At 61.3% G+C, this 23,252-nt stretch carries 20 protein-coding genes and 1 pseudogene; 12 read left to right on the plus strand and 9 right to left on the minus strand.

Going from position 1 to position 23,252, the window contains the following annotated elements; translation table 11 throughout:
* Positions 1 to 3 precede the first annotated feature (3 nt).
* Entirely contained in the window at positions 4 to 2,079 is a 2,076-nt protein-coding gene (locus tag FJ934_RS08110) for a response regulator (protein WP_140608528.1), read from the plus strand.
* Between the two features lie 204 nt (positions 2,080 to 2,283).
* Here FJ934_RS08110 and FJ934_RS08115 read toward each other — a convergent pair whose 3' ends face one another.
* Complete coding sequence (locus FJ934_RS08115; protein ID WP_140608530.1) at positions 2,284 to 2,487, minus strand: CsbD family protein; 204 nt, start codon at positions 2,485 to 2,487, stop codon at positions 2,284 to 2,286.
* Between the two features lie 352 nt (positions 2,488 to 2,839).
* Here FJ934_RS08115 and FJ934_RS08120 point away from each other — a divergent pair, with 352 nt between their 5' ends.
* From FJ934_RS08120 to FJ934_RS08130, 4 genes are all read left to right on the plus strand, one after another.
* On the plus strand, positions 2,840 to 4,777 hold the full coding sequence (locus FJ934_RS08120) for an AI-2E family transporter (protein ID WP_246671462.1): 1,938 nt from the start codon (positions 2,840 to 2,842) through the stop codon (positions 4,775 to 4,777).
* Positions 4,778 to 5,068: 291 nt separating this feature from the next.
* Positions 5,069 to 5,389 (plus strand): plasmid stabilization protein, encoded by a 321-nt coding sequence (locus FJ934_RS08125; protein WP_140608534.1) that lies wholly within the window; start codon positions 5,069 to 5,071, stop codon positions 5,387 to 5,389.
* Between the two features lie 636 nt (positions 5,390 to 6,025).
* A complete protein-coding gene (locus FJ934_RS27920) occupies positions 6,026 to 6,175 on the plus strand; it encodes a hypothetical protein (RefSeq protein ID WP_181165557.1) in 150 nt (49 codons plus the stop codon).
* Between the two features lie 168 nt (positions 6,176 to 6,343).
* Positions 6,344 to 8,134, plus strand: coding sequence for a thiamine pyrophosphate-requiring protein (locus FJ934_RS08130; protein ID WP_140608536.1), 1,791 nt, complete (start codon positions 6,344 to 6,346; stop codon positions 8,132 to 8,134).
* 49 nt (positions 8,135 to 8,183) lie between these two features.
* On the opposite strand, the gene FJ934_RS08135 is transcribed toward FJ934_RS08130, so the two are convergent.
* Positions 8,184 to 8,708 (minus strand): DUF1993 domain-containing protein, encoded by a 525-nt coding sequence (locus FJ934_RS08135; RefSeq protein WP_140608538.1) that lies wholly within the window; start codon positions 8,706 to 8,708, stop codon positions 8,184 to 8,186.
* Between the two features lie 441 nt (positions 8,709 to 9,149).
* On the opposite strand from FJ934_RS08135, the gene FJ934_RS08140 reads away from it, so the two are divergent.
* Positions 9,150 to 9,503, plus strand: coding sequence for a hypothetical protein (locus tag FJ934_RS08140; RefSeq protein WP_140608540.1), 354 nt, complete (start codon positions 9,150 to 9,152; stop codon positions 9,501 to 9,503).
* A gap of 571 nt (positions 9,504 to 10,074) precedes the next feature.
* Here FJ934_RS08140 and FJ934_RS28320 read toward each other — a convergent pair.
* A pseudogene (locus FJ934_RS28320) lies at positions 10,075 to 10,439 on the minus strand (IS1 family transposase); the annotation flags it as partial.
* A 434-nt stretch (positions 10,440 to 10,873) separates the two neighbouring features.
* Here FJ934_RS28320 and FJ934_RS08150 point away from each other — a divergent pair.
* The 6 genes from FJ934_RS08150 (at position 10,874) to FJ934_RS08175 (ending at position 17,261) form a co-directional block, all read left to right on the plus strand.
* Complete coding sequence (locus FJ934_RS08150) at positions 10,874 to 11,419, plus strand: 2Fe-2S iron-sulfur cluster-binding protein (RefSeq protein WP_140608542.1); 546 nt, start codon at positions 10,874 to 10,876, stop codon at positions 11,417 to 11,419.
* Positions 11,416 to 12,393, plus strand: a complete 978-nt coding sequence (locus FJ934_RS08155; protein ID WP_140608544.1) for a xanthine dehydrogenase family protein subunit M — start codon at positions 11,416 to 11,418, stop codon at positions 12,391 to 12,393. Before FJ934_RS08150 ends, FJ934_RS08155 begins: the two co-directional genes overlap by 4 nt.
* 50 nt (positions 12,394 to 12,443) lie before the next feature.
* Complete coding sequence (locus FJ934_RS08160; RefSeq protein WP_246671463.1) at positions 12,444 to 14,720, plus strand: xanthine dehydrogenase family protein molybdopterin-binding subunit; 2,277 nt, start codon at positions 12,444 to 12,446, stop codon at positions 14,718 to 14,720.
* Positions 14,721 to 14,926: 206 nt separating this feature from the next.
* Entirely contained in the window at positions 14,927 to 15,256 is a 330-nt protein-coding gene (locus tag FJ934_RS08165) for a PepSY domain-containing protein (RefSeq protein WP_140608548.1), read from the plus strand.
* The gene (locus tag FJ934_RS08170) at positions 15,253 to 15,918 is read left to right on the plus strand and encodes a response regulator transcription factor (protein WP_140608550.1); all 666 of its coding nucleotides are present in this window, start codon (positions 15,253 to 15,255) and stop codon (positions 15,916 to 15,918) included. The genes FJ934_RS08165 and FJ934_RS08170 overlap by 4 nt, the downstream gene beginning before the upstream one ends.
* Positions 15,918 to 17,261, plus strand: coding sequence for a HAMP domain-containing sensor histidine kinase (locus FJ934_RS08175; RefSeq protein ID WP_140608552.1), 1,344 nt, complete (start codon positions 15,918 to 15,920; stop codon positions 17,259 to 17,261). The genes FJ934_RS08170 and FJ934_RS08175 overlap by 1 nt, the downstream gene beginning before the upstream one ends.
* A 7-nt stretch (positions 17,262 to 17,268) precedes the next feature.
* Here FJ934_RS08175 and FJ934_RS08180 read toward each other — a convergent pair whose 3' ends face one another.
* The 6 genes from FJ934_RS08180 to FJ934_RS08205 all read right to left on the minus strand — a co-directional run bounded on the left by FJ934_RS08180 (position 17,269) and on the right by FJ934_RS08205 (position 22,965).
* Positions 17,269 to 18,789, minus strand: a complete 1,521-nt coding sequence (locus tag FJ934_RS08180) for an RnfABCDGE type electron transport complex subunit D (protein ID WP_246671452.1) — start codon at positions 18,787 to 18,789, stop codon at positions 17,269 to 17,271.
* Positions 18,777 to 19,496 (minus strand): FAD:protein FMN transferase, encoded by a 720-nt coding sequence (locus tag FJ934_RS08185; protein WP_246671453.1) that lies wholly within the window; start codon positions 19,494 to 19,496, stop codon positions 18,777 to 18,779. The genes FJ934_RS08180 and FJ934_RS08185 overlap by 13 nt, the downstream gene beginning before the upstream one ends.
* Before the next feature lie 25 nt (positions 19,497 to 19,521).
* The gene (locus FJ934_RS08190) at positions 19,522 to 20,397 is read right to left on the minus strand and encodes an FMN-binding protein (RefSeq protein WP_246671454.1); all 876 of its coding nucleotides are present in this window, start codon (positions 20,395 to 20,397) and stop codon (positions 19,522 to 19,524) included.
* A gap of 410 nt (positions 20,398 to 20,807) precedes the next feature.
* Positions 20,808 to 21,233 (minus strand): type II toxin-antitoxin system VapC family toxin, encoded by a 426-nt coding sequence (locus FJ934_RS08195; RefSeq protein WP_140608556.1) that lies wholly within the window; start codon positions 21,231 to 21,233, stop codon positions 20,808 to 20,810.
* Positions 21,233 to 21,475, minus strand: coding sequence for a type II toxin-antitoxin system prevent-host-death family antitoxin (locus FJ934_RS08200; protein ID WP_140608558.1), 243 nt, complete (start codon positions 21,473 to 21,475; stop codon positions 21,233 to 21,235). Before FJ934_RS08200 ends, FJ934_RS08195 begins: the two co-directional genes overlap by 1 nt.
* A 188-nt stretch (positions 21,476 to 21,663) precedes the next feature.
* Entirely contained in the window at positions 21,664 to 22,965 is a 1,302-nt protein-coding gene (locus FJ934_RS08205; RefSeq protein WP_140608560.1) for an epoxide hydrolase family protein, read from the minus strand.
* Positions 22,966 to 23,252: the final 287 nt, after the last annotated feature.

The raw sequence follows: 23,252 nt of genomic DNA on the forward strand, positions 1-23,252 counted from the left end.
TCGATGCAAAAATTGCAAAGAAGCAGAGCGAGGAAACCTGGTGTCGTTCAGCTGCCGGAAGGACCGGCACGGGCACGTATTCTCGCCGTGGACGACGATGAGCGCAATCTGCTGGCGATCAGCGAAGTGCTCGCCACCACCGGCGACGTCCTCTGCGCTCAGTCGGGCGAAGAGGCCCTACGTTTTCTGCTGAAAGAAGACTTCGCCGTTATCCTGCTCGATGTCCTGATGCCAAGGCTGGATGGGTATGAAACAGCCGCGCTTATCCGACAGCGCGAACAGTCCAAACGCACGCCAATCATCTTCCTCACCGCGATCAACAAGGAGGACGCCCATATGCTGCGCGGCTATGATGCCGGCGCGGTGGATTATGTGTTCAAGCCATTTGATCCGACCATGCTGCGTTCGAAGGTCGCGGTTTTTGTCGAGCTTCACGAAAAGACGATCGAAATCCAGCGGAAGGCGGGAATTGAGCAGGGACTGCTGGCGCAGGCGCTGCAGGCGCAGAAGGAAAAGCTTCAGGCGGAACGGGCTCTGCGCAGCGCGGAGGAACGGCAGGATGCCATACTGAGTTCGCTGCCGGTCTGCTTTCACGCGCGGACGGCCGAGCCGCCCTTTGCGACGCGCTTTGTCACCAAAGGTGTCGAGCGTTTGACCGGCTTTTCGCCTGCGGATATGACTTCCGATCCAGGATTCGGGCTCAAGCGGGTCCATCCCGACGATCTGGCACGGCTCGAGCAGGCACTTCTGGCGGCCAAAACGGCTGGCTCGTATACGTGCGAATTCCGCTGGAAGTGCGCCAACGGCGAGTATCGCATCTTTCTTGACCAAGGCGTCATGTCGAACGGCGCTGACGGCCGCGAGTCCGAAATCCTCGGGACGCTGCTCGACGTTACCGATCAGCGTGGCCTCGAGGATCAACTGCTACAATCACAACGTCTCGACGCCATCGGCAAACTGACGGGTGGCCTGGCGCATGACTTTAATAACCTGCTGGCTGCAATTCTCAGTGGATTGGGGTTGCTCGAACGCCGCGCGACATTGGACGGTCAAGCACGGCAGGTCCTCGACTTGATGCGGCGTTCCGCGAAACAAGGAGCTGACCTGGTCACGCGAATGCTGGCTTTCTCCCGACGGCAGACCCTAAAGCCGGAAGCGGTGCGCCTGGCAGTGCTGGGCGACAGCATGAACGGGTTGGTCGCACCTGTTTTGGGAGCGTTGGTCCGATTCGACTGGCAAATCGACGACACGGTGTGGCCGGTGCACGTCGATGCCGGACAGCTCGAGCTGGCTTTAATGAATCTGGTTTTCAACGCGCGTGATGCCATGCCCTCCGGCGGTACGATAACCGTGCAAGCGCACAACCGTTCACTTAGGAGGTCTTCGGCGGACGTTTCGGCGGGTGACTATGTCGTTGTGACGGTCAAGGATACAGGTTCTGGCATAGCTCCTGATATTCTCGCCAAGGTCGTTGAACCTTTCTTCACGACAAAGCCGGTCGGGAAAGGGACCGGTCTGGGCCTCAGTACGGTCTATGGCTTTATGAGGCAATCCGGCGGTGCACTTCGCATAGACAGCGTCGTTGATCGTGGAACGAGCATGCAACTCTGGCTGCCACGCTCCGTCGCGGAGCCAGACGGTCCTGCTGCTGAGACCGACGTCGGACATATACGCCTAGACGCCGACACGAGGCGCCCATCGATCATTCTGATCGATGATAGTAACGCGTTGCGGCAGCTGACAGCCGAGTCTCTCCGTCAGCATGGTTTTGATGTGACCTGCGCCGCAGGAGGGCCCGAGGCATTGGCGCTGATCGAGCGCGCTCCTAATGATTTCGATGTCATCGTTACCGACTTTGCCATGCCACTCGTATCGGGCGTGGACGTTATCCGCTTCGCACGCACTCTGCGCTCCGACTGGCCTGCGGTTATCATAACCGGCTATGCCGATGCTAGCCAGATCGCCGATCGACCGGCGGACGTGCCCTTGCTCGGCAAACCCTTCCACGACAAGGATTTGCTCGAAACCATTTTTTTGGCGATCGCAAATGTGGAGCCTAAAGGAATCAAAACAGCCTAGCCAAGTGAGGACGCCGGCCGCTTGACACCATCCGGCGCCAGCAAGAGCAATGGGGTGTAGAGAGCGTCGCGAGGCCGCCTAGCGGAGGAGGTGAGCGCATCATAACCCGGCCCCGGGATGAAGCCGCGAGCTGCGTCGGCTGCAAGCCGCGTTCCCATGCCGGTCGCCGGTAAGAAGAAGCTCACACGACGTGCCAGGCGATACCTACCAGTCTTGCCGTTGGTACCAATCGTCAATATCGCGCCGCACACGATCCTTCTCAATGCCGTAGCGCTCCTGGATCTTGCCTTCGAGTTGATCACGTCTGCCGGCAATACGGTCGAGGTCGTCGTCAGTAAGCTTGCCCCACTGTTCTTTGACCTTGCCTTTGACCTGCTTCCAATTTCCTTCGACACGATTCCAATCCATGACACGGGCCTCCTTGATTGCATTACGGTGCCAAACGTCATGCGCCCTGTGATGTTCCAGGTCGGTGCTCGCTTTTGCGCGTGCGCGTGTTGATTTTGAGGGCCATCGATTTGGCCGGGTTGAGTGTTGGGCTCAGTGCCGGCCCTGTGATGCGTACTGACGGGTGCTTTCGCTGCGGTCGGGCAAGCCATAGGGAGTGCATTGCCGCAGGCGTCGTGCCCATAGACATGGCTCTCGATGCGCCCTCGTTCCGGCCAGGGAAACCGCTATTTGATGGAAAACATATCCCACTTTAGCGTTTATGATCTTGGTGGGCAGGCGGAGGAATTTCTTGGCGATCGATCGTAACGGCATCTCCCCCAGTTCCGGATTGGGAGGACCCCTTTCCTTAGCGCGTCGGCGTACGGCGCTGCCGACCGTCGCCACCGTCGTAACCACTGTTGCGGCGTTGTATTTCGGACGAGAAGTGTTCTTGCCGATCGCGATCGCGCTGCTCCTGACCTTTGCACTCGCTCCTCTGGTCTCGGCGCTCAAACGGGCAGGCATGCCGCGCCTTGCCGCGGTCATCCTGAGCGTGCTCGGGGCATTCGCGGTTCTGGCGCTGTTCAGCTTTATTGTCGCGTCGCAGGTCAGCGAACTCGCTCAGAACATCTCGCTTTACCAGTCAAACATCCTCACCAAGGTCCGTTCTCTCAAGGAGACGGGAGTGGGCGGCGGCGTGATCTCGAGATTGAGCAGTGTAGTCGAGCGGGTTGGCCAGGAGATCAACAGGCAAGAGCCTTCGCTTCCAGCCTCCCCGCAAACCCTGAAACGCGACCCGGTGCCGGTTGAAATCGTTGCCAAGGAAAAGCCGCTCGAAATCCTCCAGAACATCATTGGTCCGCTGATCAGCCCTTTGGGGTCGGCTGGCTTGATCGTCATCGTCGTCATCTTCATGCTTCTGGAGCGGGAAGATCTGCGCGACCGTTTCATTCGCCTTGTTGGCTACGGCGACCTTCATCGGACGACGCAGGCGCTGCAGGACGCCGGCTCGCGGGTAGGGCGCTACTTGCTGATGCAATTGGTCGTCAACCTGATCTACGCGATCCCGATTGCGATCGGGCTATGGGTGTTGGGCATCCCCAACGCGCTCCTGTGGGGACTGCTGGCGCTGGCCCTTCGTTTCGTTCCCTATATCGGACCCGTGATCGGCGCGCTGCTGCCCCTCTTCCTTGCGCTGGCGGTGGCGCCAGGATGGTCGCTTGTGTTGTGGACGGCAGCTCTATTCGTGGCGATGGAGTTGATCACCGGGAATGTCATCGAGCCTTGGCTGTATGGATCGCGCACGGGGCTTTCGCCATTGGCCATCATCGTTGCGGCAATCTTCTGGACATGGCTATGGGGTCCGCTGGGATTGGTCCTGTCGACACCGCTCACGGTTTGTCTGGTGGTGCTTGGCCGGCATGTACCGCAGTTCGAATTCCTCGATGTGCTGTTCGGCAACGAGCCGGTACTGGAGGCCCACGCGCGGCTGTACCAACGGCTGCTGGCAGGCGATCCCGACGAGGCAACAGACCATGCCGAGGAAACTCTCGACGAGAATTACCTGGTCGAATTCTACGACAAGGTGGCCCTGCCCGCCTTGCTGCTCGGTGAGAAGGACCGCGTCCGTGGCGTAATGGACGACCAGCAGATTCAGCAGGTGGCAACCAGCGCGCTGACGCTGGTCGCGAACCTCGAAGACAGCGCTCAACACGAGATGGACGAGGAGGATGCCCCGGTTATCGGCGAGGATGCGGGGTCGATCGAGGACAATGAGGCCGCGAAGAATGGCTATGCCGAATTGCCGGATGGCTCGGGATTGACGGTGCTTTGCGCTGGCGGCCGCGGTCCACTCGACGACGCGGCGGCGGCGATGCTGGCGCAGGTGTTGGAAGTGCAGGGCGCTACGGTGTCAAAGGCGAGCTTTGTAGACTTGGAGCCGTCGACAATTCGTCGCCTTGAGTTGGGCGGCGTCGATACAGTGGTGGTCGGCTTCCTCAACCAGGATTCCGTCAAGCATGCCCGCTTTCTGGTGCGCCGGCTGAAGCGGGCCAAAGCGGACCTCAGGGTCGGGATCGCGCTATGGTTCAAATTCGACGGGGCCGACAAGGAGGACGCCGACAATCTGGCCAAGGACATCAGCGCGGATTTCGTCGCGTCCGGTATGGTACAGGCGGCCTTGGGCGCGCTGGCTTCGGCGCCGCCTGTGCCGCTCAAAATCGTCGCCAAGCGGCGCACACGCCGCCGAAAAACGTCACGAAGCGATTGACCCCGCCGCGTTGTGGGCTCCGGCGGGTTGGACCGCCTGGTGCTTGCCGGGCGAAGTCGGCGGTGCTCGCCGGGCATGGCTGCATTTCTGGACGGGCGAATTTGCAAGGCAGCTGATTGGAAGCGATCGGCCACGCCGGGTTCGCTGGTCCGGCAGCCCGAGAGTTCCGACAGAGGTTTGGGGCTTGGTTGATATTCGATCGCCCAGTGGCGTCGCGCTCGGATGTCTTGGCAATCTGGAACCAAATCGGGATGTGTTCGTTCGCAACCGTTAGAGAAACAGGAGGTCACGATGCCACGTGGCGACAAGTCGAAATACACTGACAAGCAGGAGCGTAAAGCTGATCACATCGCCGAGGGCTACGAGCATCGCGGGGTATCGGAAAAGGAAGCCGAACGTCGTGCCTGGGCAACGGTAAACAAGGATGACGGCGGCGGCAAGAAAGAGGGCGGATCGGGACGTGGAAAGCACACCGGCCATCCTGCAGCTCACAAGGGGGGAGAGAAGGGCGGCAAAGCCCAGGCATCTCGTTCCGCGGCCGAGAGGTCGGCCTCTGCGAAGAAGGCCGCCGCGACAAGGAAAAGGAATGCTGCAAGCCACTCCCACTCATAGGTTAAAGGCAGCACTTTTCGAGTTAACGGCAATTGAGTTGGTGTGACGTCGTTCGGCGGTCACGGCCGTGATCTGGCCGATTCCTGCCTCTTGGCTCGACGTACGAAGGTCGAGCGGCTTGCTGCCTCACTGGTGGTCTTTTTGCGTCAGGCAAGAAAGACCGCTGCCTGCTATCCGCCACGCGAAATCAACCTTACCGGCACCGATTTGGCCGCGGGCACATGACCCTCAGGCCCCGGACACATCGCTCGACCCCCTCCTCGGCTGCCGATTTCAGATCGATCTCGTCCCCCTCGGAAACTCAAGCCGTTGCATATCGCATTTGTTCATCAGCAGAACCATGTGAGTCCTGTGGAACACTGGCGCGCGAAGACCGTTTAGGCCGCAATGCCGCCTTGGCAGGTAAACGGTATCCGGCATCAGTGGATCTGTGATGACGAGAAAACCCTATGTCAAACCCACGCTCGTGAAACGCGGAAGGCTAACAGGGCGCACGGCTCAAATCATAGCTTCCGGGATCATATTGGGCGAATAGGCGCGGGGGCTTCGGCCAAACCCCTTGCCCGCGCGCAATGTCATCGCACGCATCCCGGAACCACCCGTCAACGATTGGGTTTCCCGCCGAAGGAGATTTCCATGTTCAGGTTTTTGATCGGTCTCGGCATCGTCTATGCCGCTTACAAGATTGGCAAGGAAGTCGGTCGAGACCAGGCTCTGCAACAAGGTCCGTCTGAATTGGCACGCGATGATCCCGAGGCAGCCGCCCGGCGTGTCGCTGGGAGCTGAACCCCGGCGGGCAGGGAAGCTTCTGGGAGCGGTGAACACCATTGATCGATAAGGAGCTCGGCAGACCGATGGGTCGGATCAAGAGCTGGAGAACAGTGGCGAGGCTGGGAACGGGACGTCGCCACGCTGGTTAATTCGCTTTCCAGCCATGATCGAAAGGCTCCTCTCATGTCTAAAACTGTTGGCGATTTCCTGATCTCGCGCCTCCACGCCTGGGGCGTACGGCGGATGTTCGGATACCCCGGTGACGGCATCAACGGCGTCTTCGGGGCCCTCAACCGTGCGGATGGGAAGATTGAATTCGTCCAGGCACGACATGAGGAAATGGCCGCGTTCATGGCGTCGGCCTACGCCAAGTTTTCTGGCGGACTTGGCGTCTGCATAGCAACTTCCGGTCCCGGCGCGACGCACCTCGTGACAGGTCTTTATGATGCGCGCCTTGACCACCAGCCCGTCTTGGCCATTGTCGGCCAGCAGGCGCGTAGCGCGATCGGCGGCCACTACCAGCAAGAAGTCGATCTTGCCTCGCTGTTCAAGGATGTGGCGGGAAATTTCGTCCATCAGGCCGCCGTGCCCGCACAGGTCCGTCACCTCGTTGACCGGGCCGTTCGCATTGCGCTGGCAAACCGAACCGTGACGGCGCTCGTCCTGCCGAACGACTTGCAGGAGATGCCTTATGAGGAACCGTCCCGCGCTCACGGCACGGTGCATTCCGGCGTCGGCTATCGCAAGCCGTTGGTTGTTCCACACGCGGATGATTTGAAAGCGGCCGCCGATATCCTCAACGAAGGCGAGCGTGTCGCAATCCTCGTCGGCGCTGGTGCCCTTGCCGCGACGCAAGAGGTGATCGACATCGCCGATCGCCTTGGCGCGGGTGCCGCAAAGGCGCTTCTCGGCAAGGCGGCTTTACCGGATTTTCTCCCTTGGGTAACTGGCTCGATCGGGTTGCTCGGAACGGAACCCTCCTGGGACCTGATGCGGGACTGCGACACGTTGCTGATGGTCGGATCCGGCTTTCCTTATTCGGAGTTCCTGCCAAAAGAAGGTCAGGCCAAAGGCGTCCAGATCGATCTTAAGCCCGGCATGATGTCCTTGCGCTATCCGATGGACGTCAATCTTGTCGGCGATGCAACTGAGACGCTCAAGGCTCTGCTGCCATTGTTGAAGCAGAAGAAAAACAAGTGGCGCAAACAGATCGAGAAGAGCGTAGCCGACTGGTGGAAACTTCTGGAGAAGCGAGCCAAGACAAAAGCCGACCCAGTCAATCCGCAACTGGTGGCATGGGAGCTTTCGCCGAGATTGCCGGACAATGTCATTCTGACGAGCGATTCCGGATCCTGCGCGAATTGGTACGCGCGTGACGTCAGGATCAGGCCGGGGATGATGGCATCGCTCTCCGGCGGCCTCGCCTCGATGGGCGCCGCTGTCCCTTACGCGATCGCCGCCAAGTTCGCGCACCCGGACCGGCCGGTGGTGGGGCTTGTTGGCGATGGAGCCATGCAGATGAACAACATGGCGGAACTGATCACCGTCGCCAAATACTGGAAGTCGTCCTGGCCGGACGGCCGGTTCATCATCTGCGTCTTCAACAACCAGGATCTCAATCAAGTTACTTGGGAGCAGCGGGTCATGGAAGGCGACCCGAAGTTCGAGGCGTCGCAGCGTATCCCGGACGTGCCCTATCATCGGTTTGCCGAACTGATCGGTCTTGAAGGCTTGTTTGTCGATCGCCCAGAAGACCTCGGACCGGCCTGGGACGAAGCATTCGCGTCCGATTACCCCGTCGTCCTTGAGGTCAAGACCGATCCCGAGGTCCCGCCACTTCCCCCGCATTTCACCTTCGACCAGATCAAAAACCTGACATCGTCGCTTGCAAAGGGCGATCCCAGTGAAACCGGTGTTATTCGCGGGACCGTCAGGCAGGTTCTGGGTTCGATACTGCCGGGCAAGTCAGACTAGCAGAAACTGGTGGAGTGCCGAGGTCCTTCCGTTGAGGCTAGATTTCATCTCAGGATGATCTGGTGCGCAGCCGACCCTCGTAATCATGCTTACCGAGCGGCACGCCTCGCGAACGCAGGATGTTGTATGTGGTGACGGCATGGAAATAGAAATTTGGCAGCGAGAAAGAGAGGATGAAGGTCTCCGCGGTGAAGGCAAGCCTTCGCGGGCCGATCTGAAGGTCCAGGTGCTTGCCCGAGCAGCCGTTGACCTCATCGGGGATGAACGCCTCCAGCGTCGTTTCTGCCTTGCCGATCATGGCCTGCAGGTCAGCGAAGGGAACAGGTCCGACCAAGGCGGGAGGGGTGAACGCGCCGGACTTGAGGGCCTCGACCCCCCAAACGGAATGATGCCACGCCGCCTCGATCTGAAAATGGAAGGGTGCCATGTCGTCGAAGAGGCGGGTGTGCACGATATTATCGGGATCGACACCGGTGTTCGAGAAATGCGTGGCCGCACGGTCGAGGAAACCTCCGATGGATCTCACGGTCTGCAGGAAGGTTGGCACGCTGAGATCGTAGAGCGATGTCCGCATCGGTCATTCTCACGAGCAATTTGAATTTCCACATTCAGCATGTGGCACGATGGCTGCAACCGCAAGGCAAGCGCAATTATCGACTGGCGGCGGTCTTGCCCAGTGGAACCCTGATTCGTGCGGAACATTCGGCTGCTCGTCGCATTTTTGCACCGGAATCGATGGAGGCAGGGAGGTTGGCTTGAAACGTCGAAAAATCGACAGGGAAAAAATAGAAAGAGCGAACAGAGAGTCCAAATTGGTGCTGGAGGCTGAACGCCAGGCGAGGTTGGCGAAAACGGCACGTCTTCGCCAACAGCGCCTTAAGCTCACAATGTCCTCCGAACCCAGGTCGGTAGAGTCCGTCAATGCAACTTCCACACCAAAATAGCAGCCCGCAAGGGTCGCTTTGAGGAATTAACCCGTGAATTCCGACCTTGGCTTATCGGGCCCTCGGATTGAGTGAAGTCAAGCCACGCGGTAGGCATCGATCCTGACGACATTCGCGACGAGGTGGGCGATCTCCCGGAATATATCGCTGAGGCGATCAACGAGCAGGACGCCCCGATCGAGTCCGACGATCGGATCAACAAGGGAGCCGAAACACGTTCACGGCTTTTTCGAGATGATCCCGCTGATGGGGCGCCATCAGCATTGTCTCGCCGCACTGGGGCCAGTGCCTGGCGCTATTCCGGATTAGAGGCGCAACCGCTCGTTATGATTTTGCATGGAAACAGCGGCAATTTCCGCCGGCCTGTGATGGAACCCTCTTTCAGCAGCGATGTTATTCATCACCCAACCGGCCGGCAATCATAAGCCTGGGGGCGCAATGGGCCTCACGCGAAAACAAGGCGAAGTGGAGGATCGAACCCTTCAGTCGAACGGCCAAAACCAAAGACCGCAGGCAACACCGAGCCCGGCCATTGAGAAGACCTCCGGCGCTGGTCCCTCTATAGCCGAACACTCAAAGGATGCAAAAGCGGGGTAGTGGGTCAGTTTGAAATCTGACCCGTCGGCCTTGCTATGCAATAGAAACAAAAGCCGGCGAGCAGAGCAGCGAGTGCCCCTAGCGTAGCGAGTGATCTGAAATGCCCGTCACACGGAAGGATCAAAAAAGAAAAACTTGCTGCGATAAGAACCGCCGCTGAAGTCCACGTTCCCGGTCTTGCGGCAACAGAGCGTGGGAAAGCGATGGCTGCAGCAACTGCTGCTAAGTAAAGCGGCCAAGACATTAGGAAGCCGGCCGCAACATAAACGACGAAAAGCGAAAGTGTCTCAGACCATGGAATCTCCGGCGAAGGATTTGACACGGCTAACAAACCTCCAATCACGCCGAACACATAGGACAGCGTGATTTTTGAGGCGAGCGAGACCCTTTGCCTCAGTGTCATGCTACTGCCCGCTTCTCGTAACGGCCGCGCACGACCGGCCTTTCAGCTTCCTTCGCCTCGATCAGTGCCACGATATCCGCGATCTCCCAAAGCTTGTCGGTGACGCCAGCGGCCATCGCCGGGTTACGCGCAGAGAAGCATGAATTCGCACAAAATTATAATACATGAAGTGCAGGGCAACAGCATTTGCGTGAGCCTCAACCTTCTTTGAGAAGCCGTTGGTCAGGCGCGTGAAGCGGCGCATGTGCATGCGCATCTTAAGATTCTGGCGTTCCGAAAATGACGTGCTGACATGCTTGATGTCGGGGTTTCCTTCGATCCGCTCTTTACGTGCGCAAGTGCATTCGGCAGGGTTGTACTGACCCACTACCAAAAAGCGGCAAAGGGCGGCCGCCAGCCTGGCGCCTATGTGAAAGACTGAAGATGGCCCGATGACTGCCGCCTCGCTTTCACGAGTACAGCATAAGAAAAATACTCGCGGCCACGGAATGCAAGGCAGCGTGGCCGCGAGTGACGCCCGGTCTCAATCGCTCTTGAGGCGGATGTGGGTCTCATCGAATTCGATTCCGCCGCCTCGGTGCAGCCGTTCATCGAGGCCTGTCGCAAGCTGCGCCTATGGGCCAGGGAAGGTGCCGTCAAACTGTGACGACGCACCGAGGCTGAACAGTTCTTGCGTCCTGGCCCTCGGGCCAGGCAGCGAAGATTGCACTCAATCGCTATCGGATGTCTCGACGTGGGTTGACCCCTCCGTCGCGAGCGCCAAGTAACCTTCTCTACGCCGATAGCGAGGTCGCCATGTCCATTATCGTCAACGGCTCAGCCGTGCCACTGCCCGCCGACCCACGGGTTTCGCTGCTTGATCTTCTGCGCGAGGAACTCCGGCTCACGGGCACAAAAAAGGGCTGCAATCAGGGCGCGTGCGGGGCCTGTACGGTCCTGCTCGACGGCGAACGCGTGGTTTCCTGCCTGACCCTTGCCGTGCAGGCCGAAGGGCGCGCTGTCACCACTGTCGAGGGTCTTGCGCAAGGAGACGAGCTTCATCCGCTTCAGCAGGCGTTTATCGACCGCGACGGTTTCCAGTGCGGCTATTGCACGCCGGGACAGATCTGCTCCGCCATCGGCATGGTGGCGGAGTTGGGGCGGGGCCTTCCCAGCCACGTGACCGGCGATCTGAGAGCCGGTTCAATCCCTGCCAGCCGCGAAGAGCTGGCAGAGCGCATGAGCGGCAATCTGTGCCGGTGCGGCGCGCATAACGGCATCATCGATGCGATCGCCGCGACGTTTATCAGCAAGGAGGCCGCGCAGCCTTACCGGCCCGATAGCCCGGAGATGGCAGCATGACCCCGTTCCAATACTCCCGAGCGACAAACGCGGCCGAGGCGGTACAGAGAGCAGGCCTTGAGGCAGCCAAATATCTTGGCGGCGGCACCAATCTGGTGGACTTGATGCGCGAGACGATCGAGCGCCCGGCCATCCTGGTGGATGTGACCGGGCTGCCGGCAAACATAGATGAGCATGAGGGCGGATTGCTGATCGGAGCGGCAGTCCGGAACACCGCCTTGGCCGAGCACCGCGCGGTGCGCGAGCGCTATCCCGTTCTGGCCCGCGCCATCCTTGCCGGCGCCTCCGCTCAGATCCGCAACATGGCGACGGTGGGTGGCAACATCCTGCAACGCACACGCTGCGCGTATTTCTACGACGACGAGGGATCGCGCTGCAACAAGAGAACCCCCGGACAAGGCTGCGATGCCGCGGACGGCTTCAATCGCATGCACGCAATTCTGGGGGCCTCGCCGGCCTGTGTCGCGACGCATCCTTCGGACATGTGCGTGGCGCTGGCCGCGCTCGATGCCAAGGTCCATCTCGAAGGCAGGACAGGCAAGCGGACACTGCCGCTGACCGATCTTCACCGCCTGCCAGGCGAACACCCCGAAATCGAGACGGTTCTGGAGCCAGGCGAGTTGATCACCGCCGTCGAACTGCCGCCGCTGACAATGGCTTCAACCTATCGCAAGGTGCGCGACCGCGCGAGCTATGCTTTTGCCCTTGTCTCCGTCGCCGCGGCGCTGCGGGTGGAGAACGGTGCCGTCAAGGCGGTGCGCCTCGCCCTCGGCGGAGTGGCGCACAAGCCCTGGCGGGCCTGGAAGGCCGAGGCGGCGCTGAAAGACGGTCCTGTTACCGCCGAGGCCTTTCGGGCGGCCGCGGAAGCGGAACTCGCGGACGCCGTTCCGTTGCGTGACAACGCGTTCAAGATCGAACTGGCCAAGCGCACCATCGTCAGCGTGCTTGGCGAATTGGCGGGAGAAGCCGCATGAGCATCCTGGAACAAGCCGGCGAGGCGGCCAAGGGCGCGGCCCAGGGCCTGATGAAGAAAGCCATTGAACTGGCACCCGACAGCTGGTTGCCAGGCGGGAAGCCCGATCCGCTCATCCATCACCAGCATGGGCATGTCGGCAAACCCATGTCGCGGATCGACGGGCCTCTCAAGGTCAAGGGCGCGGCCCGTTTCTCCGCCGAGTTCCCGCTCGCCGACATGACCTACGCGGCTGTGGCGTTCAGCACGATCGCCAAGGGCCGGATCGCTGCCCTGGACATCAAGGCTGCGTCGGAAGCGCCGGGCGTGGTTCTGGTGATGACGCACCTCAATGCGCCGCCCATGAAGCCGACGCCGCTGTTCATGACGAATGCCAAGGCGGCGGGCGGCGATAATCTGGCGGTCATGCAGGACGATCGTATTCACTGGAACGGCCAACCGATCGCCGTCGTCGTGGCAGAAACCCAGGAGCAGGCGGATCATGCCAAGTCACTGATCCGCGTCGAATACGAGGCCGAGCCGGCGACCACTTCGCTGGCCGCTGCCAAGGCGCAGGGCACCGAGCCGGGTCAATTCATGGGCGAACCGCTGAAGCTGGAAATCGGCGATGCCGAGGCGCAATTGGCTGCGGCCCCGCACAAGATATCCGTGACCTACCGCACACCTCGCCAAAACCACAATGCCATCGAGCCGCACGCCGCGACTATGGCATGGAATGGCGAGGAACTGAGGGTGCATGATGCCTCGCAAGGCGTGGCGCACACCGCCTGGTCCTTGGCGAAGATCTTCGACATCGACGAGAAGCAGGTGAATGTCACGTCGCCCTATGTGGGCGGCGGCTTCGGCTCGAAGTGCCTGTGGCAGCACCAGGTGCTGGGTGCGGCGGCGGCGAAGCTTGCCGGCCGGCCGGTGCGGATCGCCCTGTCGCGCGAAGGCGTGTTCAGGGTGGTCGGCGGCCGCGGCCTGACCGAACAGCATGTGGCGATCGGCGCGCAGCCGGATGGCCGTTTTACCTCGATCATCCACACTGGCGTCACCGTGATGACCCGGCACAATGCCTTTCCCGAGCCGTTTATTATTGCGACGCGCAGCGGCTATGCCGCCGACACCTTCAAGCTCGATGTCGAGGTGGCGTATATAGACATGGCGGCTAACACCTTCATGCGGGCGCCCGGCGAAGCTGTCGGCACATTCGGGCTCGAATGTGCCATTGACGAACTGGCCGAAGAACTCGGCATGGACCCGATCGAACTGCGCATCCGCAACGAGCCGGAGAAGGATCCGACCGAAGGCACTCCCTTTTCGTCAAGGCATATCGTCGAAGCCTATCGGGCTGGCGCCGAGCGCTTTGGGTGGAGCCAGCGAACCGCGCCCGGGACGCGCCGTGAAGGAGAATGGCTGGTCGGCATGGGGTGCGCGACCGGCACCTATCCCTATTACCGCATGCCTGGTGGCGCGGCTCGCATCACGCTCACCCGCGACGGCCGGGCGACGGTGGCGGTGGCGGCGCATGAGATGGGAATGGGCACGGCTACCGTGAACTTATCCGTCGCCGCCGAAAGGCTTGGCCTGCCGCTTCATTCTGTTTCGATCGAATACGGGGATTCGACCCTTCCCGGTGTGATCCTGGCGGGTGGCTCGCAGCAGACGGCATCCATCGGAGCGGCCGTAATCGCCGCCCAGCGCGTGCTTGTGACCGAGTTGCTCAAGCTCGCGGGAAACGATTCGCCGCTGGCGGGGCTCGGCGCCGACCAGGTCGGCGGCTACGATGCAGGCCTGGCCAAGCTCGATGAGCCGGAACGCCACGAGAGCTACGCTTCCATCCTGTCGCGTGCGGGACGCGACGAGGTTGTGGCCGAGGCGAGCGCGCCTGCGCCGCTTGAACTGCAACACTGGTCGATGCACTCTTACAGCGCCATCTTTTGCGAGGTGCGCGTCAATGCCGTGACCGGTGAGACGCGGGTCAACCGTGTACTCGGCTCATTCGATTGCGGCCGGATCCTCAACCCGAAGACGGCTGCAAGCCAGTTCCGCGGCGGCATTATCATGGGCCTCGGACTGGCGCTGATGGAGGAAACCGAGTTCGACGAGCGCAACGGTCGCATCATGAACGCCAGCCTGGCCGATTATCACGTGCCGGTGCATCTGGATGTTCCGCCGATCGAGGTGATCTGGACCGACATCGCCGATCCGCACACGCCGATGGGCGCTCATGGCATCGGCGAAATCGGCATTACAGGCACCGGCGCCGCGGTCGCCAACGCGGTTTACAACGCCACCGGGAAGCGCATTCGCGACCTGCCTGTCACGCTCGACAAGCTGATGTGACCGATGTCGGCCTGGAGCAGGGCGCGTAGGCCCCACGATCTGCTTACTGATCGCGGACCGGCCTCGATTGATCGGTGATTGCCGGGTTGTCGGCAATCGCAGCATCCGCAATATTCGAGTCGAGCTTGCTGGGTACGAACCTTTGCTGTCTGCTGGACGATGGCTGACAGCGGATTGACAGCCTTTGTGTGCGAGATGCCTGGTTGATGACAACCATTCTCAAACGACTTGTCGTGGCTGGCCTTATTGGGCTCGCCGCCGCCCAGCCGCTCGCAGCGCGAGCCGGCGAGGATGACGACGGCGATCACGACCGGGCAAGGGACCTTTACGAGCATGGCCAAATCAAGGGCTTTGCCAGGATTCTGGATATCGTGCGCGCCAAGGCGCCCGGCGATGTTGTTGCCGTCGACCTTGTCCGCCTTGGGAGCAAATGGATCTATCGCTTGCAGGTTGTCGGCGCGGACGGCCGCCGCAAGCTTGTGGATGTTGATGCTGGAGCCGGCGTGATCGTAAGAGGCGAAGGGGGCGACCGTTGAGAATCCTCCTGGCCGAGGACGAACCCCGGATCGCGGCGGACGTCGCTGCAGCGCTGAAGGCGTCCGGGATGGCCGTCGATGTGGTGCGCGAGGGTGAAGAAGCCTGGTTTGCGGGCGATGTCGAGAACTATGACGCGGCCATACTGGATCTCGGCTTGCCCAAGCTCGATGGTCTAACCGTCCTTAAACGATGGCGAGCCAACGGTCGCCGGTTTCCAGTCCTCATCCTGACGGCGCGAGGCATGTGGACGGAGCGCGTCGAAGGCATCAATGCGGGCGCCGACGACTACCTGCCCAAACCTTTCGAAATGGAGGAACTGCTGGCGCGATTGCGGGCGATCCTGCGCCGTTCGACAGGCCAGGCAGCGCCGGTGCTCAGATCCGGACCCTTGCTTCTCGACACTCTTCAAATGCGTGTTTCGGTCCAAGGTGCCCCTGTTTCACTCTCGCCTCTCGAGTACAGGCTTCTGGCGTACCTGATGCATCATGGCGGGCGCGTCGTGGCACCGACCGAACTGACGGAGCATCTGTACGATTCCGGCAACGATCGTGATCCCAATGCGATCGAGGTCATCGTTGCCCGCCTGCGCAGGAAGCTCGGCAGCGACATCATCAAGACAAGGCGCGGCTTCGGCTATCTGATAGCCGATGATGGCAGCTGATGGGAAACTCGATCCGGTTCAGGCTCTGGCTGGCGGCCACGATTTCAATTCTCATCGCCCTTGCCATCGCAGGCGTTGGGTTGCGCTATCTGTTCGAACTGAATGTAGAACGGCGTATCGTCAGTGAGCTCACCGTAGACCTCAACGAACTGATCGGCGCCACCGCTTACGGTGCCGACGGCCACCTCTCTGTCCAGGCGCCGCTGACCGACCCGCGTTTTTCCATTCCTCTGTCCGGCCACTATTGGCAGGTGGAGGACATCGCATCGAGCTATCTTGTCCGCTCGCGTTCGTTATGGGATGCGACCCTTGCACTGCACGCACACCAGATCGGTGGCGAGCTCAAGGAAATCAAGGAGTTCAAAGGGCCGGAGGGAGAGCTCGCAATCGCGGTCGCGCGTACGGTCATCGATCCCGGCGGCCGATCGTTTCGTGCCATCGTCGCCGAGAACCACCGCAGCGTGGAAGTGGCGGTGAGCGAATATGTCCGCGATCTCGCGCCGGCCCTGATCGTTCTTGCCCTGGCCCTAATGGCCGCATTCTTCATCCAGATCACTGTGGGTCTCGCCCCGCTGGAAAGCCTGCGGGTCGCGGTCCGAAACGTTGTCGCCCAGCGCGCGACGCGGCTCGAAGTGGCGGCGCCTCGGGAGGTGCAACCGCTCGCCGATGAGATAAACCGCTTGCTTGAGGCCCAGGACAAGGCGCTTCTACGCGCCCGCTCACGCGCGACCGATCTGGCGCATGGGCTCAAGACGCCATTGCAGGTGCTCTCAGCGGACATTCGCGCGCTGCGGAAGAAGGGCGAGACGGAGCTAGCCGGCGATATTGAAAGAAGCGCCAGCGCGATCCGGCGACACGTCGAGCGGGAACTGGCCCGGGCCCGCCTTGCACCCGGCATTTTCGGCAAGGCCACTTGCCGCGTCTTCGAGACCGCGGCCGGCGTGGTCGGCGTGGTAAAACGGACGCCTGGCGGCAAGCGTCTTTCCTTCGAGATCGATGTCGCCGATGATCTTGTCGCGCCGATCGATGAAGGAGATCTGTCGGAGATACTCGGCAATCTCGTTGAGAATGCCACGCGCTTTGCACGATCATCGGTACGCATAGCGGCATCCGTGACAGCCGCGGCCGTAATTATCGCCGTTGCTGATGACGGGCCAGGCATCCCGGACGCGGACCGGCAATCCGTCCTGTCTCGCGGGGTTCAGCTGGACAGCAAGGGCGGCAGCAGCGGCCTTGGCCTCGCTATCGTTTCGGACATCGTGGAAGCCTACGGCGGAAGCCTTGCCATGGCAAATGCCGACCCGGGCCTGATCGTGACCATTTCGGTCCCAAGGCACGGGTGACTGCTCGTCAGGCAAAGCCGGGGAAGTAGTCGACCTTTATCCTTGAACGGCGCACGCCCATGGCGCGAAGCTTCTGGCGAAGCGCCTTGACCATGGCCTGTGGGCCGGAAATGTAGAACGTCCGTTCGAGATAGTCGGGGACCGCCAGGCGTATCAGGCGCTCGTCGATATAGCCTGGATACTGGCCGCGCTCGGCGCCCCGTGCGACGGCATGGATTGTCCTGATGCCGAGTTTTTGCCTGGCGGTGCCGAGCACATCGCGATAGGCGATATCCTGCTGTCCCTCGGTTCCGTAGAGAACGACGATCGGGCGTCTCTCGTCGCGGTCGAGCAGATGTTGCAACATGGAGCGGAATGGGGTGATGCCGATCCCACCGGCCAGGAAGGCGATCTTTGTTCCATGGTTCGCCGGAAGGGTGAAGTTGCCTGCCAACTGCGCGGCATGGATTCTGCCGCCGGGCTTCATGGCGATCAGTTCGCGCTTGAAGGCGCTCGATTGCGGGTAGAATTTCACGCCCAGACGGACGGTTTCCTCGGTCGGCGCCGAGGCGATGGTGAAATAGCGGCGGTTGCCCCGATTGTCGGAGCGGTTCATGCCGAGCGTCCACTCGAGATATTGGCCCGCCTCGAAGGCCAGCTTTCGCGGCGAACTGAAGACGAAGTCGTAACTGTCGATGGCGGAGCGCTCTATGCGTTCCAATGTCAGCACGAAGCGGCCCTTCGGCCCTGCCGCGTAAGCAAACACATTGCCAGCGAGCAACGCCAGCTCCGGCGTGAAATAGAACGAGCCGATATGCACGTTGGGAGCGAACAGGAAACCGACGACCGCCGCGAAGGCGATGCGTGGCCAACGCGTGGTAGGCGCCGTCAACGGCTCGGTCAGCATCACGAAGGCGAAGAACAGCAGCGGCGACGAGGTCAGCGTCTCCTTGAGCGCCTCGCCATAGAGCGATGGCTCTGTCGTGGCCAGGATGGTGATCAGCGCCACGATCAGGAAGGCCGCGACGAGATCCAGGCGCCGCAGCTTTCGCACAACGAGAATGCCGCCGACCAGCACGAAGGGGAGCAGCCATGAATTGCCGCCGGCCCACCAGGTGGCGGGCTTGTCCAGAAGCAGCGCCGACAGCGCCACGCCGAGCGCCGCCGGGTTGAAAACATGCTTCCGCCCGACTGCGAAGATGAACTTGGATGAGATCGCCCAGACGGAGGCGAATGCCACGGCGCCAATGCCCGTGAGGTCCGTTGCGGCCACCGGATCGAGGATGAGGGCAAGGATGAGCGCGGTGATGTAGACGGACTCCTTGTTTGCCGGAACCTCGAAGACCAGTTCGAAGGCTTTGTTGGTGATCCAGCAAACCGCGAGCGTCAGCGCGGAGGTAAAGGCGAGCGCGAGTGGATCGTAGGGCACGAGCTTGGCAAAGGTGAAGGCGAAGGCCGTGACCAGCAGGGCCGTCAGATAATAGAGCACCAGCCTGTACATGGTCAGGTGATCGAGGGATCGGTCGAGCGCCTTGATCATGGTTCGCATAGGTCTCCGAAACCGGTTGTCAGCGTTGCCCGACCGTCGATGTCGATGACATAGCCCTCGAGGCCGGAAACCTGCTCGATGAAGTGGATGCCCTTCCGGCCCATTGCGAAGGCGGCGGTGGCGAAGCGGTCGGCGTCGAGCACGTCGGGTCCGACAACCGTCAGGCTGACGATCCCGGTGATCGGATCATCGAACCCATGCGGGTTGTAGATGTGTTGTCCGCGCGCATAGGTGCCGGAGGTCGCGACGCCGAGACCACGCGGGTAGAGGACCTTGACGATTTCATCCATTTTGAAGGGATTGCGGATGCCGATGCTCCAGTCGGTTCCGGAGGCGTTCTTACCGCTCGACTGGACGTCGCCGCCGGCTTCGATGAAGAAGTCCTTGCCGCCCGCTTGGCGAACGAGGCCCGCGGCGTTGCGGATTGCCCACCCTTTGACGATTCCCGAAGGATCGAGCGAGCCGTCCGGCCTGCGAATGTCGAAGTAACCGCCCGTCTCGTTCTTCGTGCGCTCGGCAAGTGCCAGCACTTCCATCATCTCGCGGCTCCAATCCTTGACCGGAACGTCGCCGCGATTGATGGCGGAAATCTCGCTGTCGGTCTTGTACGTGCTGAAGCGCCGGTCGATCCGGTCGAAATAGCCGAAGACGTCCTCGATCAGCGCGCCAGATGCGCCACCGATGTCGACCGTAATGGGCATTCCCATCAGAACGCGGGTTTCGTGCATCGAATTAGGAAGAAGCCTTCCTGAGCGCGCCGTGGAGCGATTGGATGAAGGCCCTGCTGCTCAGCGTTGCGCCTGAGATGATGTCCACATTGGCGCTTTGCGCGCTGATCGCCTCGTCGCGCAACATGGGCAGCGCCTGTCTGTTGATGCGGACGGAGGTGCTCCGGTCCGACGGATATTTCAGCACTTTCAGCGCGGTCAGACGGCCGCCCTGTATGGAAACCTGGATCTGCATGGGGCCGTAATAGGCGTCCGTAACGGGACCGGCATATGTTCCGTCCCTGAAACCGTGCGTGGCCGGACTTGTCGCGATCGCCTTCATTCCTGCGCGGATGACGCGAGCCGGTGCCTGGGGATAGTCCGGCCGCGATTGTGGGATAGGGATGTACACGGCGGGAGTTACGGCGAATGACGAAGTCTCCTGCGTTTCAGCAGCGACGCTCGGCTGAGGTTTGGCCACGGCTGGCTCCGGTGCCGGGGCCGTGGACAGCGAGGCCGGCAGCCGCGACGCCTGCGATAGCCTGACCGCGGCTTGCTCCGGCTCTGGTGCGGGCATCGGAATGGCCGCCGTCGTTTCCTTGCTGATCGCCGACGACGGCACGTCGACACGGGGCTCCAGCCGCGTGCTCTGCCGGCGAGGCTCGAGCAAGGCTGGCGCTGGACTAGGGGCGGTATCCGCGGGTGTTGCGGGGATGGCTGGCTGCCCGGCATCTCGCTCCGTAGCGTCGGCAGGAAGCGCCGAACCAAGCATATCGTCCGTCTGGGCCTTGCCGGGTTGTTCCCAGACATAGGCGCCGGAGGCGGCGATCACGAACAGCGACAGGGCAATCTTTTTCATCCGCGTTTCAATCCAGCTTGGCTTATGCACTGGCGAATCCATTCTGGATCGCTTGGGACGCATTATCCCACGACGAAGCTGACAATTGGCTGTCAGTAGGCAACGGCTCCGCCGTTCGACCTCGGCCGCAGCAGCGGCAAACCTGCGCCACGACGGCGTGGGCTTCCCCGTTTCCTGCACGATCGCCCGCTTCTGCTCGTCGCGAATCCGGCGGCAATTCGATTGCCCGTCCACGGCTTTTCGGTGTCAAGCGTATCTACGCCGCGCGCAATTAGCAGCGCTGCTTGATTAGGCCCAGGCACTCAGCCTGTTTCCAGTTGTTTGCTTCTGTTCCGGCGAATGCACTGTAGTGATAGTGCTAGGGCCCACACCCAAAAAGACGCGGTAAAGGGCCTAACCGCGTCAAAACAATCGAGTGGGAGTGACAGGTAAAAGCAGCGAGAGGGCCTGCTTCATGTCAGCAACTGCGTCGGCACCCCAAGCGCTGGACCGGCCTCACTGAGCCGCTGATCGAGCGTGTGCACTGTGGCGCCATGCTCCGATGCAATGGCGAGATGCAGCGCATCGCCGGCTCGAAGCCCAAGCATATGCTGATCGGCAAATTTCGCCGCGGTCCGGAATTGCCAGCCCGTCACGCCGAGCACGGTGAAGCTCTCGGCGACCAGCTTGTTGAACATGGCGAGCACCCCGGCGCGCTGTTCCAGGCTGATCTGGCCGGTCCGCAGCTTGATCGCCATGGCCGAAGACGTCTCGGTGATGGTCCAGTCGCTGATCAGAAGCTGCGCCGCATCCTGCTCCGCCAGCCAGGCCTGAACACGCGGCGTCATCGCTTCATTGGAGAGCGCCGCGACGATCAGCGACGTGTCGAGATAAAGCATCAGTAGCGGTCGCCGTCCCGCATCGCTCGCACCAGATCAGCAGCGCTTTCAGTCTGCGGTTGCATAATCGCCGTCAGAGACCGGAGCACGGCAGCGTCGATTGGTTTGCGAGGCTTGGCCACGGCGGTGAGCCGTGCAACCGGCTTGCCGCGCCGGGTGATGTTGATTGAATCGCCCGCCTCGACCCGGTCGATCAACTCGCTCAGATGGGCCTTGGCGTCTGCCAGATTGATCGCATCCATGCCATTCTCCTGACCATGTAGATGGTCATATAGCGTGTTCAGCTCAAGAATTCCAGCGCGACCTCTCGACGTCATCGATTTCGAACCAGCGGCGCTTGGTCAAGACTGGGGCAACGTGGAGCGGGATTGCAGTCCCGCTCCACGTCCCGGGAGGAGAGCGGAACACTCATGTTCCGCTCGGGGGGATCTCAGGCTGACCGCAACTGCCGGAAACTTGCGCGAACTTCCTCTGAATAGAATTGCGGCTGTTCCCAGGCAGCGAAGTGCGTGCCTTTGGGAAGCTTGTTGTAATGAATGAGCTTGGGGTAGGCCTTTTCCGCCCAGCTCTTTGGGGCGGTATAGATCTCGTCCGGAAACGCGCTCACCGCGAATGGGATGGTGTTCACGCCCTTGACGTCGAAAAAGCCCTTCTTCGCCGTGGCGCTGGCGTCCCAGTAGAGACGCGCCGATGACACCGCCGTCTTGGTCAACCAGTAGAACGTGATGTTGTCGAGAACGTCGTCAGGGGTGAGGCCTTCGGGTTGTCCGTCGATCGAGCGCGCGATCATCGCGTAGCTGCCCGCGTCGTGATCGAGGATCCAGGCCGCCAGGCCAACCGGCGAATCCTCGAGCGCGTATAGCGTCTGGGGGCGTAGTGACATCTCGTTGGCGTAGCCCAACCCCTTCTTGTAGAAGAGTTCGAGTTGGTTCCACGCATTCTGCTCGTCGGCGGAGAGCCCGGCGGGCGCCGGCTCGTGAAGATTGAGCGCCTTGGAGATATCGGCAGGAAGGGTCCCCGGCATGTTCGAGTGAACGCCAAGCAATCCGGGAGGTGCCTGCACGCCCAATTCGTCGCCGACCTGCGCGCCCACGTCGCCGCCAGCGGCGACGAAATTCGTGTAGCCGAGCCGCTTCATTAGCGTGACCCAGGCGCGTGCAATGCGTGGTGTGTCCCAACCTGTGACGGTTGGCTTGCCTGAGAATCCGTAGCCCGGCAGCGACGGAACCACGATGTCGAACGCATCCGATGCGCTCGCGCCATGCTTGGTCGGATTGGTCAAGGGATCGATGATTTTCAGCTGCTCGATGATCGAGCCGGGCCAGCCATGCGTGACGATGAGCGGCAACGCATTTTCATGCTTCGAACGGACGTGGATGAAGTGGATGTCAAGCCCGTCGATCTCGGTCACAAAATGGGGCAGGGCCTTTAATTGCGCTTCGCACCTTTTCCAGTCGTAGTCCGTCGCCCAATACCGCGCGAGTTTCTGGATCGTCGACAACTGCACGCCCTGGCTCGCGTCCGCGACCGTTTCCGATTTCGGCCAGCGGGTTGCGGCGACGCGCCGGCGGAGATCGGCGAGGTCCTCGTCCGGAAAGCTGAAAGTGAACGGGCGGATCGCCTCCGCGTCAGTCGCCGCATGCAGCGCCTGAGGCAGCAGGCTGATGACCCCGGCGGCGGCGGTGGCAGCGAGAACTTCGCGCCGGTTGGGCGATAGCGAAATGGGTGACATGACGTGCTCCTCTCTTCGGTCGGTGCGTTACGATGCGCTACACAAATCGACTGTCGGCCGAGGCAAATCCATTGCACGTTGGTATCGGCAATACTTTCGGATCGGTTCGGGCAATGCACAGTCGGCTTGAAGAATCGACATGATCGCAAGGCACGGCAAAAGCGCGCCCCGTTCCCGGCGCACGCTTTCAAACGGATGTTCATCGACGCGCTTCCGGCCGATGCCGCCGACCGGATCGTCGCCAACGCTTGCCGCGTGAGCGGCTGGCAAGCAGGCCAACGGACTGC

Origin of the sequence: Mesorhizobium sp. B2-4-12, from assembly GCF_006441575.1 — a bacterium.
GTDB lineage: Bacteria > Pseudomonadota > Alphaproteobacteria > Rhizobiales > Rhizobiaceae > Mesorhizobium.

Bases quoted from the DNA above. Each gene is read 5' to 3' on its own strand.
- FJ934_RS08110 (WP_140608528.1), top strand. From the start codon at position 4: ATGCAAAAATTGCAAAGAAGCAGAGCGAGGAAACCTGGTGTCGTTCAG.
- FJ934_RS08115 (WP_140608530.1), bottom strand. From the start codon at position 2,487: ATGGATTGGAATCGTGTCGAAGGAAATTGGAAGCAGGTCAAAGGCAAG.
- FJ934_RS08125 (WP_140608534.1), top strand. From the start codon at position 5,069: ATGCCACGTGGCGACAAGTCGAAATACACTGACAAGCAGGAGCGTAAA.
- FJ934_RS27920 (WP_181165557.1), top strand. From the start codon at position 6,026: ATGTTCAGGTTTTTGATCGGTCTCGGCATCGTCTATGCCGCTTACAAG.
- FJ934_RS08130 (WP_140608536.1), top strand. From the start codon at position 6,344: ATGTCTAAAACTGTTGGCGATTTCCTGATCTCGCGCCTCCACGCCTGG.
- FJ934_RS08135 (WP_140608538.1), bottom strand. From the start codon at position 8,708: ATGCGGACATCGCTCTACGATCTCAGCGTGCCAACCTTCCTGCAGACC.
- FJ934_RS08150 (WP_140608542.1), top strand. From the start codon at position 10,874: ATGTCCATTATCGTCAACGGCTCAGCCGTGCCACTGCCCGCCGACCCA.
- FJ934_RS08155 (WP_140608544.1), top strand. From the start codon at position 11,416: ATGACCCCGTTCCAATACTCCCGAGCGACAAACGCGGCCGAGGCGGTA.
- FJ934_RS08160 (WP_246671463.1), top strand. From the start codon at position 12,444: ATGAAGAAAGCCATTGAACTGGCACCCGACAGCTGGTTGCCAGGCGGG.
- FJ934_RS08165 (WP_140608548.1), top strand. From the start codon at position 14,927: ATGACAACCATTCTCAAACGACTTGTCGTGGCTGGCCTTATTGGGCTC.
- FJ934_RS08175 (WP_140608552.1), top strand. From the start codon at position 15,918: ATGGGAAACTCGATCCGGTTCAGGCTCTGGCTGGCGGCCACGATTTCA.
- FJ934_RS08180 (WP_246671452.1), bottom strand. From the start codon at position 18,789: ATGCGAACCATGATCAAGGCGCTCGACCGATCCCTCGATCACCTGACC.
- FJ934_RS08185 (WP_246671453.1), bottom strand. From the start codon at position 19,496: ATGGGAATGCCCATTACGGTCGACATCGGTGGCGCATCTGGCGCGCTG.
- FJ934_RS08190 (WP_246671454.1), bottom strand. From the start codon at position 20,397: ATGGATTCGCCAGTGCATAAGCCAAGCTGGATTGAAACGCGGATGAAA.
- FJ934_RS08195 (WP_140608556.1), bottom strand. From the start codon at position 21,233: ATGCTTTATCTCGACACGTCGCTGATCGTCGCGGCGCTCTCCAATGAA.
- FJ934_RS08200 (WP_140608558.1), bottom strand. From the start codon at position 21,475: ATGGATGCGATCAATCTGGCAGACGCCAAGGCCCATCTGAGCGAGTTG.
- FJ934_RS08205 (WP_140608560.1), bottom strand. From the start codon at position 22,965: ATGTCACCCATTTCGCTATCGCCCAACCGGCGCGAAGTTCTCGCTGCC.